The organism is Corallococcus sp. CA049B (assembly GCF_003611685.1).
GTDB lineage: Bacteria > Myxococcota > Myxococcia > Myxococcales > Myxococcaceae > Corallococcus > Corallococcus coralloides.
In genome coordinates this window covers 36,398-48,018 of the sequence record NZ_RAWC01000049.1, presented here as the reverse complement: position 1 = coordinate 48,018, position 11,621 = coordinate 36,398, and the positions used below count along the sequence as shown (strand labels likewise).

The 11,621-nt window shown below is 67.7% G+C and carries 10 protein-coding genes; 7 read left to right on the top strand and 3 right to left on the bottom strand.

The genetic code is table 11. The features are described from left to right. Positions 1 to 495 (top strand): EamA family transporter (locus tag D7W82_RS14010; protein WP_147439330.1); only part of this gene is annotated, 495 nt, incomplete at its 5' end. A 6-nt stretch (positions 496 to 501) separates the two neighbouring features. On the opposite strand, the gene D7W82_RS14005 is transcribed toward D7W82_RS14010, so the two are convergent. Beyond that, positions 502 to 2,259: a DUF4157 domain-containing protein gene (locus D7W82_RS14005; protein WP_158617658.1), complete on the bottom strand. Its 1,758-nt coding sequence runs from the start codon at positions 2,257 to 2,259 to the stop codon at positions 502 to 504. Positions 2,260 to 2,416: 157 nt separating this feature from the next. Between D7W82_RS14005 and D7W82_RS14000 the strand changes: the two genes are divergently transcribed. The 6 genes from D7W82_RS14000 to D7W82_RS13975 all read left to right on the top strand — a co-directional run bounded on the left by D7W82_RS14000 (position 2,417) and on the right by D7W82_RS13975 (position 7,601). Further along, the gene (locus D7W82_RS14000; RefSeq protein WP_233587530.1) at positions 2,417 to 3,211 is read left to right on the top strand and encodes a hypothetical protein; all 795 of its coding nucleotides are present in this window, start codon (positions 2,417 to 2,419) and stop codon (positions 3,209 to 3,211) included. Then, positions 3,208 to 4,125, top strand: a complete 918-nt coding sequence (locus tag D7W82_RS13995) for a type VI immunity family protein (protein WP_370450995.1) — start codon at positions 3,208 to 3,210, stop codon at positions 4,123 to 4,125. Before D7W82_RS14000 ends, D7W82_RS13995 begins: the two co-directional genes overlap by 4 nt. Positions 4,126 to 4,247: 122 nt before the next feature. Continuing rightward, on the top strand, positions 4,248 to 4,961 hold the full coding sequence (locus tag D7W82_RS13990) for a hypothetical protein (RefSeq protein ID WP_120618831.1): 714 nt from the start codon (positions 4,248 to 4,250) through the stop codon (positions 4,959 to 4,961). Then, positions 4,958 to 5,890, top strand: coding sequence for a type VI immunity family protein (locus D7W82_RS13985; RefSeq protein WP_120618830.1), 933 nt, complete (start codon positions 4,958 to 4,960; stop codon positions 5,888 to 5,890). Before D7W82_RS13990 ends, D7W82_RS13985 begins: the two co-directional genes overlap by 4 nt. A gap of 92 nt (positions 5,891 to 5,982) precedes the next feature. Next, complete coding sequence (locus tag D7W82_RS13980) at positions 5,983 to 6,693, top strand: hypothetical protein (RefSeq protein WP_233587526.1); 711 nt, start codon at positions 5,983 to 5,985, stop codon at positions 6,691 to 6,693. Next, positions 6,690 to 7,601 carry a DUF3396 domain-containing protein gene (locus D7W82_RS13975; RefSeq protein WP_120618829.1) on the top strand — a complete coding sequence of 304 codons (912 nt, stop codon included), beginning with the start codon at positions 6,690 to 6,692 and terminating at the stop codon, positions 7,599 to 7,601. Before D7W82_RS13980 ends, D7W82_RS13975 begins: the two co-directional genes overlap by 4 nt. Here the strand turns inward: D7W82_RS13975 and D7W82_RS13970 are convergent. Both D7W82_RS13970 and D7W82_RS13965 read right to left on the bottom strand, forming a co-directional pair. Further along, positions 7,598 to 9,523 carry a sulfatase-like hydrolase/transferase gene (locus tag D7W82_RS13970; RefSeq protein WP_120618828.1) on the bottom strand — a complete coding sequence of 642 codons (1,926 nt, stop codon included), beginning with the start codon at positions 9,521 to 9,523 and terminating at the stop codon, positions 7,598 to 7,600. The two genes, D7W82_RS13975 and D7W82_RS13970, sit on opposite strands and share 4 nt — an antisense overlap. A gap of 118 nt (positions 9,524 to 9,641) precedes the next feature. Next, positions 9,642 to 11,615, bottom strand: a complete 1,974-nt coding sequence (locus D7W82_RS13965) for an ATP-binding protein (protein ID WP_120618827.1) — start codon at positions 11,613 to 11,615, stop codon at positions 9,642 to 9,644. Between the last annotated feature and the right edge of the window lie 6 nt (positions 11,616 to 11,621).

The following is an 11,621-nucleotide window of genomic DNA, read 5'->3' as shown; positions in this document are numbered from 1 at the left end:
GAGCTGGCGGGGCTGGTGCTGGGGTTCGCGGGGGTGGTGCTGCTCAACCTGGGCGGGGACATGAGCGGCGGAGGCGTGGCGGCGCTGGCGGTGGTGGTGGCGCCGGCGGCGTGGGCCTTCGGGTCGGTGTGGAGCCGGCGGTTGCCGATGCCCTCGGGGTTGATGGCACCGGCGACGCAGATGTTGAGCGCGGGCGTGATGATGATGGCGCTGAGCTTCGCGTTGGGGGAGCGGATGGCGGACGCGGTGCCCCCGCGCGCGATGGTGTCGTTCGTGTATCTGTTGGTGTTCGGTTCGCTGGTGGCGTTCAGCGCGTATGGCTATCTGCTCAAGCACGCGAGGCCAGCGCTCGCGATGAGCTATGCGTACGTGAACCCGGCGGTGGCGGTGCTGCTGGGCGTGGTGTTCGCGGGAGAGACGCTGGGCCCCATGACCTGGGGCGCGATGAGCGCCATCCTGGTCGCGGTGATGCTGCTGGCCCGCGGGAAGCGGTGAGCCGGTTCAGCGCCCACAGCGGCTGATCTTGGAGACGCACAGCGTCAGGGCATTGGCGAAGCCGTGGGCGTAACAGCTCTCGTGCCAGGACTGGGCGATGAGCGGATCATTGACCCCGGTGGGCACGCGGGTCATCTGGAAGAACGAGCGGGACTCGCCGCCATGGAGTTGGGGCCCATCGCGGTCCTCGTAGTTGCGCGCGTAGTTCTCGAAGGTGATGCGGTCCGCGCCGCTCTCCGCGACCACGCCGCCCCAGTGATACTCCCACACCGGCTCGCAGTAGACAGGCGGAGGGATGGGCGCCACCGGGCGGGGAGCGACCTCGTCCCGCATCCGCATCCAGTTGCGGTTCTGGGCGTCCTGGTAGCGCTCCATGGCGCCCACGGAGTACGTCTGGAACGCATCCCCCACGCGCGGATCCGCATGGGCATTGAGGCCCAGACGGAAGAGGAGCTGCTCGTAGCGTGCGCTCAGCGTCTGCCCGTTGAGGTTGACGCCGTTGAGGGTCATGCCGGCATTGGCGCGGACCCGGTTCACCAGCCGGCCGTAGTTGCGGCCAATGGGGCCGTAGTAGCCCGCGAGCGCCGCCATCTGGGCAACGGGGGTATTGGCGCCGGCCAGCGCGTTCTGCAGCCCCACCTGGTAGTCATTGACCGCGCGTTGCCGGGCCGCGGCGGCGTTGGGGCCCTCGCCCTGTCCATGGAAGAGGAACGTGGTGAGGAGCACCGCCAGCCGGAAGGGGATGTCTCCATGGGCCTGGAAGGCAGGGGCCCACCCTCCGAGCTGCCAGCGCGGCAGGTTGAGGAAGAGCTGATTGCCGGACTGCTTGAGCCTCACGGTGCGCTGCGAGTCCTGCTGCTCCCCCATGACCTTGCCGGAGATTTCGTTGCAGTTCTGCGACACGGCGGGCTCCAGGTGCCCATCCTCGGACATGGCCACCTGGAACAGCCGCTTGGGTCCCGGGCCGCTCAGGAAGGGCAGGCAGCCCGGCTGCGCGGGAGGGCCGATTTCCAGGTAGCGCGGCCCGGGGACCTTGGCGATCCGGTAGCTGGAGCCCGCGGACCTCAGCGCGCGGTTGCACCGTGAGATGGCGCTGTCCGTGGCGAAGAAGTGCTTGGGCTGCTCGTGGCGGGGATCGGTGTCCTCGATGGCGAGCTCGTTGTCATCCGAGAACCGGAGCGCGACCTGGTTGTGCGCCCGCACCATGACGTTCGCCGTCCCGGCGTCGATGAGGAAGCTGTCGCCGTGCGTCTTCGGATAGGGGTGGGGCCGCAGTCCGTCCCGCTGGGTTTCGAAGGTGGCGTTGTGGAGATTGACGTCCTGGGCGACGAACTGGGCGTTCTGGATGACGTGGTACGCCTGGAGCGCGGGAGTCGGTGAAGTCCGCGCCCGGGAAGCCGCGAGGTGCGCGCGTTCCCCCGAGAGGGCCTGTGCCCCCAGGGACTCGGCCTCTGCTTCCAGGGCTTCATCCACGAGCAGCCCATTCCCGCCGTTCCCGTGAGGGACGCGCCCCGCGCGCTGTTGCAGCACATGCACCAGCTCATGCGCGAGGATCCGGGTCCCGCGAGCCAGGTCGAGTTCCAGTGCCCCCGGAGCGAAGAGGATCTGCTCGCCCCAGCAAAGGGCCTGAGCCCCCAGGCTCGCGACCAGGGGATGCTCGTGCAGGCGCACAGCGCTCAGGTCGGCCCCGAAGGCGCGCTCGAACCGGACACGCAACGCCCCAGGGAGTGCCTGGCCCCGAGCGCAGGCCTGCTCCAGGAGCATGGGTGAGATCCAACGGTGCCGAGCATCCAATGTCCGTGCTCCCAATGTATCGGGGCGTGTCCCGTGAAACATCTACTACACCAGGGTTCCCAGCTCACCGCGAGCCCCTGAAGACAGGCCGCACCTCGAAGCCAGGGAAGGAAATAGAGTCCGGCACGTGCGTCCCGCGACGAGTCCCTGGATGGTGTGCGCGTTGCTCACGGGGTGTGCCGGCGGTTCACGGCATGGGGACCTGCGATTCGTGGACACGGAGACCGCCGGGAAGGCACGGCATGCGGCCTACGTGGCGGAGCAGGCGTCCGCGCGGGCCGCGACCCAGGCCATGGCGTCCCCGATGGTCCGGGCCATTCCTCCCGCCGTGCTCGCGCTGATGCAGCAGGACCACGACGCGGATGAACTGGAGGAGCAGCTCGTCGCGTGCGCCGTCCAAGCCGAGCAGTTGGGGAACGCGCGCTACTTCGAAAACCGACCTCCGACGCGCCAGGAGTGCGCGGAGGTGGTGGAGCAGGACCGCTGCGGCAAGCCCGTGACGCGGGCCATGCAACTCGGCAAGCAGAAGCACGTGCTCGCGCTTCAGTGCGCGGAGGAGGTACTGAAGGAGCTGTGGCCCGCGCCCTTCAGCATCGAGCAGCGCTACCGCTACTACCCGAACGCCCGCTTCCTGGAGACCATCAGCCGGGCGAAGGAAGCGCAACTCATCGCCGACGGCTGCACCGACGAACTCCGAGGCACCATCAAGCCGGACATCGTCCTGCACGGCGACCGCAACCTGCTCAAGTCCGCGCTCACCCTGGACTTCAAGTTCCCGTGCCCGGATAGCAACCTGCCAAAGTGGACAGAGTATGGCCCCAGCAGTCCATACATCGGCATGAACCAGGGTGAAGTCTACAAGGCAGCGCTGGGCGGACCGGCTCTGCTCATCTCTCCAGGCAATGGAGTGAGGCTGCGGTGAAGGACATCTTTCCGGTCATCCAGCTTCGCGCCAGGAAAGGCTGGCTCGCGGGACGCGACGGCATCGTCATCTCCTTCTTCATCCATCGTCTCCCCAAGGATTTCGCCCCTGCGGTATGGCGCGCCCTGCAAATCTACCGTCGAGTCATTCCTTCGGGAACGCTGGGCTGGTACCCGTCCGACGATGGAGACATGACTCCTCTCGATGACACTGGATGGAAATACCTCCGGGAGTGTCTGCTGGAGCCTCCCTGGAATGGACTCCGCCCCATCGAACTCCTGGAGAGTCCGAGCGAGGCTGGCAGCTACCACTTCGAATACTACGGGCGGCAACTCGGGGACTCCATCCTCGAGGACCCCATCAGCTCGGTGTCGTTCACCTTCCCGACCGAATACCTCCTGGAGCACGGGGCTTCACACCTGCGAACCCTTGCACTCCAACTCGGGCACGAGCTGCCATTCAACTTCGGCTACGCCAGCTTCGCCGTCGTCTCCCCCCAAGGCTTGTTCGGCTCCGCCGACTGGAACATCACCGAATCGCTCCTCACCCGGTATCTGGGACTGGACGCCTACAACACCAGGGAGCTCAGCGCGATCATCGGCACACACGCCCTGGCCCCCGCCTGGCTCACGTTCCTGGGCCAGCCCCTGCTGGGACAGTTGGGCGGCATTGACTCGCTCCGCAACGCGCTCCCCTTCCCGGAGGCCTCCCTGCTCCCCATGGACGGGGACCGCGTGCTCGTCACCCTCGACGAATGGCCCGACCCCATCGACACGCAGGCGAAGCCCATCCCCCCCCAGTACCGCGCGCTGGCCCGCCTGATGGAGCCCTTCCTCTTCCAGTACAAAGGCGAAGGACTCCCCCTTTACCAGCAGGACTCGAACCAATGGCTCCGCCGGTTCCTCTTCCCCTGAAGCCAGGACGGAAACCGATCCAGCAGCACATGCGTCCCGCGACGAGCCTGTGGGTGGCTTGCGCCCTGCTGACGGCATGTGCAGGCGGCTCACGGCACTCCCGGCATGGAGAGCTGCGGTTCGTGGACACGGAGACCGCCGCGAAGGCACGGCACGCGGCGTATGTGGCGGAGCAAGCGTCCGCGCGGGCCGCGACCCAGGCCATCGCCTCCCCGCTGGTCCGGGCCATCCCTCCCGCCGTGCTCGCGCTGATGCAGCAGGACCACGACGCGGATGAACTGGAGCAGCAGCTCGCCGCGTGTGCGGTCCAAGCCGAGCAGTTGGGCAATGCGCGCTACTTCGAAAACCGACCTCCGACGCGTCAGGAGTGCGCGGAGGTGGTGGAGCAGGACCGCTGCGGCAAGCCCGTGACCCGCGCCATGCAACTCGGCAAGCAGAAGCACGTGCTCGCGCTTCAGTGCGCGGAGGCGGTGCTGAAGGAGCTGTGGCCCGCGCCCTTCAGCATCGAGCAGCGCTACCGCTACTACCCGAACGCCCGCTTCCTGGAGACCATCAGCCGGGCGAAGGAAGCACAACTCATCGCCGACGGCTGCACCGACGAACTCCGAGGCACCATCAAGCCGGACCTCGTCCTGCACGGCGACCGCAACCTGCTCAAGTCCGCGCTCACCCTGGACTTCAAGTTCCCGTGTCCGGACACGAATGAGCCAACCTGGACAAGGTATGGCACGGGAACCTACGCCAGCATGTCGCAGCGGGCCGTCTACGAGGAAGCCCTGGGAGGGAAGGCCTTGCTCATTTCGCCCCGTATAGGAGTCAAAGAGGTGAAGCCATGACCAGGGAGTACCCTGTCATCCGCCTGTGGTCGAAAGGTTCGCCTCCGATTCCCGCGGCCCGCGACGGCATTGGCCTCAGCTTCTTCATCCACCGCGACCACAAGGAGATAGCGACTGCGGTGTGGCGTGCCCTGCAAACCTATCTCCGCGCCATTCCTCCGGGCTCGCTGGGCTGGTACGGCACGGATGACGGCGACATCCTGGAGCTGGATGACAAGGGCTGGGAGATCGCTCGCCAGCAAATACTCGAGCGTCCCTGGGGCACCAGTGGGAATGCGGAACTCTCCGAAAGCCCGGGCGGAGGTGAGATCTCCAGCGGGTACGTTTTTGAGTACGAAGGCCATCCACTCGACACGCCGTTCGGTAAAGCTCCCGTCAACGCGGTGTCATTCACCTTTCCCACGGACTACCTCCAGGGAAACGGTGCGGCGCACGTGCGCACATTGGCGCTGGAGCTCGCTCGGGAGCTGCCCTTCAACTTCGGATACGCCAGCTTCGCCATCATCTCATCCCATGGAATGTGGGGCGCGGCGAGATGGCCCATCGTCGAGGCACTCCTCGCTCGCTATCCAGGCTTGGATCTCCATCAAGGCACTGGCTTCAGGTCCATCTTGGGAACCCGAGCCCTGGCACCCGCCTGGCTCACGTTCCTGGGACAGCCTCTGCTGGGACACCTGGGCGGCATCGACGCGCTCCGGAACGCGCTCCCCTTCCCGGAGGTCTCCCTGCTCCCCATGGACGGGGACCGCGTGCTCGTCACCCTCGACGAATGGCCTGACCCCATCGATACACAGACGAAGGCCATCCCCCCCCAGTACCGCGCGCTGGCCCGCCTGATGGAGCCCTTCCTCTTCCAGTACGAAGGCGAAGCGCTCCTCCCCTTCCAACACGACACGAACCAGTGGCTCCGCCGGTTCCTCCAACCCTGAAGCCAGGACGACCTCCCGCGACAAGCCTGTGGGTGGCTTGCGCCCTGCTCACGGGGTGTGCCGGCGGTTCACGGCATGGGGACCTGCGATTCGTGGACACGGAGACCGCCGGGAAGGCACGGCATGCGGCCTACGTGGCGGAGCAGGCGTCCGCGCGGGCCGCGACCCAGGCCATGGCGTCCCCGTTGGTCCGGTCCATCCCTCCCGCCGTGCTCGCGCTGATGCAGCAGGACCACGACGCGGATGAACTGGAGCAGCAGCTCGTCGCGTGTGCGGTCCAAGCCGAGCAGTTGGGCAATGCGCGCTACTTCGAAAACCGACCTCCGACGCGGCAGGAGTGCGCGGAGGTGGTGGAGCAGGACCGCTGCGGCAAGCCCGTGACGCGGGCCATGCAACTCGGCAAGCAGAAGCACGTGCTCGCACTCCAGTGCGCGGAGGAAGTGCTGAAGGAGCTGTGGCCCGCGCCCTTCAGCATCGAGCAGCGCTACCGCTACTACCCGAACGCCCGCTTCCTGGAGACCATCAGCCGGGCGAAGGAAGCGCAACTCATCGCCGACGGCTGCACCGACGAACTCCGAGGCACCATCAAGCCGGACATCGTTCTGCACGCGGACCGAAACCTCTTGAAGGCCGCGCTCACCCTGGACTTCAAGTTCCCCTGCCCTAACACCAATCGGCCACAATGGGCTCGCTACGGAAGCAGCAGCCCCTATGCAGATGATCTCCAGGGGAGCGTCTACGAAAAAGCGTTAGGTGGCAAAGCCCTGCTCATCTCGCCAGTCAAAGGAATCGCGCCGCCATGAAAGAGAACTACCCAGTCATCAGACTTCGGGGCAGGAATGACTGGCTCACGGCGCGGGATGGCATTGTCTTTTCGTTCTTCATCCATCGCGACTATTCAGAGATCGGCTCCGCGATCTGGCGCGCTATCGAGGCCTACGTTCGTGCCATTCCGGCCGGCTCACTCAATTGGTACACGTCAGCGGATGGAGACATGGTCCCGCTCGACGACGAAGGGTGGACACACAACCGCGAGGAAGTCGTTGGACGCGGTGGCGGCGGCGGCAGGACCGCTGAGCTGCTGGAGAGCCCCAGCGAAACCGGTGATTATCAGGTCGAGTATTATGGGCGTCGGCTCGACAGTCCCTTCCATGATGCTCCAGTCAGCACGTTGGCGTTCACGTTCCCCACGGAATACCTCGTGGAGCACGGTGTGACGCGCCTTCGCTCGCTGGCACTTGAACTGGCTCGTGAGCTGCCCTTCAACTTCGGTTACGCCAGCTTCGCCCTTGTCTCGACACAGGGCTCCTGGGCTGCAGGGGATTGGGACATCACCGAAGCCCTCCTCACTCGCTACCTCGGCCTTGATGCGCCCGATGCCAGGAGTTTCAGTTCTCGCCTTGGAACCCAAACCCTGGGGCCCTACTGGCTCACGTTCCTCGGCCAGCCCCTGCTGGGACAGTTGGGCGGCATCACCACGCTCCGCAACGCGCTCCCCTTCCCGGAGGTCTCCCTGCTCCCCATGGACGGGGACCGCGTGCTCGTCACCCTGGACGAATGGCCTGACCCCATCGACACGCAGGCGAAGCCCATTCCCCCCCAGTACCGCGCGCTGGCCCGCCTGATGGAGCCCTTCCTCTTCCAGTACGAAAGCGAAGCGCTCCTCCCCTTCCAACAGGACACGAACCAGTGGCTCCGCCGGTTCCTCTAACCCTGCGGCCAGGGCGACAGCTTCTCCACCTCGTACCGCTCCAGCAGCGTCCGCGTCGCGCGCGCCGCCTCCTCCACCTCCACGCGGGACAGCCCTCGCGGCAGTGACGGAATCAGCGTCGGGAACGGCTGATCGAAGACGAGCAGGTTCTCCAGCTCCAGCGGGTCCGTCTCCAGGTCATACAGCTCCCACTGGTCCGCGTGCGCTCCGGACGGGTCGAACGTCCTCGCCAGCTTCCAGCGGGGCGTGCGCACGCAGCGGACGTGGTTCGGCTGGCACACCGCTCCGGGCCTCAACCCTTCCACCTTGCCCTGCTCCCGCAGCCGCTCCACCGCTCGCGTGTACACGGTGAACAGCGCGTCGTCGTGCACCTGGTGCGGGTCGCCCGTGCGCGGCAGCGGCTCCGTGATTTCGTCGTCCGTGATGAAGAGGACGCCCTCTCGCGGCGTGCCGTTGGGCTCCAGCACCGTGGTCGCCTCGCCCCTCGCCAGCGGGCTCAGGTCCGCGCCCACGAACGGCGGCACCGGACGGTGGAGCCGCAGGTCCGTGCGGATCGCCGCCTGCTCCTCGCGCGGGATGCCCGCCAACCCCAGCACCGTGGGCACGATGTCCGCGTGGCTCGTCAGCGCGTCGATGTAGCGCGTCTCCTGCTCCTCGGAGAACTGCACCACCAGCGGCACGTGCAGCGCCTCCTGGTAGGACGCGTGCCACTTCTCCATCAGGTAGCCGTGCGCCGCGCCGTACTCACCGTGGTCGGAGAGGAACACCACCACCGTGTTCTTCCGCAGCCCCGTCTCGTCCAGCGTCCGCAGCACCCTCGCGAGGTGCCCGTCCACCAGGTGGATGAGCCACGCGTAGTACTGCTGGAAGCGCTCCGCCGCCTTCTCCGGATTCACCGTCAGCTGGAACGGGATGCCCGCGTTCAACGTCACCGTCACCGGGTCGATGTTCTCGTTCGCCTGGTGCAGCGTCAGCCCCGTCTTCGACGACAGCGCGAGCCCCATCTTGTACGCGTAGTCCCGCTGGCAGTCCGGCTTGTTCGCCAGCGTGTCGCGCAGGTTCGACGGCACGCCCGCGTTGTCCTGCGGGAACCCCAGCGGGTTCAGCGGCACCGTGAGCGACCCCGCCGTGGGCGTCACCGACCGCGCCCCCTGCGCCGGCACCGTCAGCGGCCCCAGCTTGGGCGCCCCCGGGTCCAGCTGCCGAGGCAGGATGGGATACGTCGCGATGTCGTGCGGATTGGTGAACGACGCCACCGCCAGCCACGGCTGGGCCTCCCCCTCCGGCGCCGCGGCCCGGGGCGCCGCGTACGACTGCTCCGCCAGCGCCCGGTTGTACGGCTCACCCAAGGCCATCCGCCGCAGGAAGCCGCACGTCACGTCCGCGAAGCCCTCGTCACGGAACGCGCCCAGGTTGTTGATGGAGGCCCCGTGCGGCTCCGGATACGACAGCTCCCAGTCGTCAAAGCCATACTGTTTCAACGAGTGGTCCGGCGGATTGCTCACGTGCCACTTGCCGAAGTAGTGCGTGTGGTAGCCCGCCTTCTGGAACCAGTGCCCCAGCGTCGGAATCCCCTGCGCCGACAGCCACGGGAAGGCCGCCGCGTCCCCGCTCTTGAACAGGCCGTCCGTCTGCGTGACGCCCGTGCGCGTGCCGTACTGTCCCGTGTAGATGACCGCGCGGCTGGGCGTGCACGCCGACGCCGCGATGGTGTGGTTGCGGAACACCGCCGCGTTCTTCCGCAGCGCCGCGAAGCCGGGGAAGAACTTCCGGAACGGGTTGTCCTCCCCGCCCTCTGCCACGAAGCCCAGGATGTCCTTGATGGCCGGCAGGAAGCCGCCCTCCGGCCCATAGGCGAAGCGGGGGAACTGGAGCTGATCGACCGTCAGGATGAGGATGTTGGGCCGCGAGGACGAGGACATGCCCCGTCCCTGAGCACGGGCCATACCAACGGCGCTTCAGAGCCACGGGCAGAGACACCGTCCCCACGAACCGCGTCCCCAGGGGACGCAGGCCGCGTCCCCTCCCGACGCGGAAGGCTCAGCTCGGCGTGCGCGAGGACTCCGTCGGCGTCGCCGCCTGGGCCTCCGTGCGCCGGGGCAGCCAGACGTTGAAGGTGGAGCCCTGGCCCGCCGTGCCCGTGGACTCCGCCCAGATGCGGCCCCCGTGCTGCTCCACGATGCCCTGGCTGATGGTGAGCCCCAGGCCCAGCCCGCCGTACTTGCTGCCGTGCGCACGGCCGAAGCGCTCGAAGATGAGGCGCTGCTTCTCGCTGGGGATGCCCACGCCCTGGTCCTTCACGGACAGGTGCACCCCGCTGTCGCCCTCCACCGCCAGGCGCACCAGCACCTGGCCGCCTTCGGGCGAATAGCGGATGGCGTTGGACAAGAGGTTCGTCAGCACCTGGTCCAGCCGCCCCCGGTCCCACGTGCCCTCCAGGCGCTCGGGGACCTCCACCTTCAGCTCGTGCGTCTGCGACAGCACCGCCATGCGGTCCCGCGTCTCCAGCACCAGCTGCGACAAATCAAACGGCTCCAGCTCCAATGACAGCCGCCCCGCCTGCAGCCGGCTGATGTCCAGCAGGTCCTCCACCAGCTTCGCCATGCGGTCGATCTGCCGGTTGATGATCTGCAGCGACTTGCCGGGGCCGGCCTCCGTCTGCCCGCCCAGCTTCAGCAGCGCCAGGTGCGCGTGGCCCTTCGCCGCGGCCAGCGGCGTGCGCAGCTCGTGGCTCGCGGCGGCGAGGAACGCGTCCTTCGCCTCGCTCGCCAGCCGCAGCGCCGTCTCCGCGCGCTGGCGCTCGGTGATGTCGCGCGCCACGGAGATGAAGCGGCCGGGGCCGTCCCCCTCCGCCACGTACTGGAGCACCACCTCCACCGGCACCTCTGAACCGTCGCGGCGGCGGTGGTTGGTGGAATACGTCTGCGACGGCAGCGTGCCGGACATCAGCGGCGCCAGCAGCTTGCGGAAGCCCGTCTCGTCGAAGGCGGCCTCCACCTCCAGCACCGACAGGCCCACCAGCTCCTCCACGGAGGCGGACAGCTGCTTGGCCGCGCCCGCGTTCGCGTACGCGAGCGTGAGCGTGTCCGGGGTGAACATCAGGACGCAGTCCAGCGTCGCGTCCAGCGTCGTCTTGAAGCGCCCCAGCGCCTCCTCAGCGCGCCGCTTGTCGTCGATGTCCGTGGCGATGGCCAGCCAGCCCACCAGCTGCCCGTGCTCGTCGTGCTCGGGCACCGCGCGCGCCAGGTGCCAGCGGTAGACGCCGTCCTTGCGCCGCAGCCGGAACTCCTGCGAGCTGCGCTGCACCTGCACCACCCCGTCGCTCCACACGCTGCGCATCCGCTCGCGGTCCACCGGGTGCACGTCCAGGAGGAAGGAGGAGAGCGACAGCTCATACCCCTCGTGGTGGCCGGTGTAGTCGCGCCAGGCGCGGTTGGCGTATGTCAGCGCCCCATCCGCACGGGCCGCCCACATGGGCTCCGGCAGGGACTCCGTGAGCCTGCGGTAGCGCAGCGCGCTCTGGCGCTCCAGGGCCTCGCGGTCGCGCTGGCGCAGCAGGGCCGCCTGGCGCTGGAGCTGCTGCTCCTTGAGGAACAGGTCCACGAAGACGCTGACCTTCGAGCGGAGGATTTCCGGGTCGAAGGGCTTGAGCAGGTAGTCCACCGCGCCGTGCGCGTAGCCCTTGAAGACATGCGCCGCGTCACGGCTGAGCGCGGTGAGGAAGATGATGGGGATGGTGCGCGTGCGCTCGCGCTGCTTGATGAGCGCCGCCGTCTGGAACCCGTCCAGCCCCGGCATCTGCACGTCCATCAGGATGACCGCGAAGTCGCGCTGCAACAGCTGCTTGAGCGCCTCCTCGCCGCTGGTCGCCTTCACCAGGTCCTGGCCCAGCGGCTCGAGGATGGCTTCCAGCGCCAACAGGTTGGCCGGATGGTCGTCCACCATCAGGATGGCCGCGCGCGGGGTGGCGGCGGCTTCCTGGGGACGTTCCGGAGTGTGCTCAGTGGAGTTCATGTGCGC

Excerpts from the sequence above, each read along its gene's own strand:
- D7W82_RS14005 (WP_158617658.1), bottom strand. The coding sequence starts at position 2,259 with ATGCTCCTGGAGCAGGCCTGCGCTCGGGGCCAGGCACTCCCTGGGGCG.
- D7W82_RS13985 (WP_120618830.1), top strand. The coding sequence starts at position 4,958 with ATGACCAGGGAGTACCCTGTCATCCGCCTGTGGTCGAAAGGTTCGCCT.
- D7W82_RS13975 (WP_120618829.1), top strand. The coding sequence starts at position 6,690 with ATGAAAGAGAACTACCCAGTCATCAGACTTCGGGGCAGGAATGACTGG.
- D7W82_RS13970 (WP_120618828.1), bottom strand. The coding sequence starts at position 9,523 with ATGTCCTCGTCCTCGCGGCCCAACATCCTCATCCTGACGGTCGATCAG.
- D7W82_RS13965 (WP_120618827.1), bottom strand. The coding sequence starts at position 11,615 with ATGAACTCCACTGAGCACACTCCGGAACGTCCCCAGGAAGCCGCCGCC.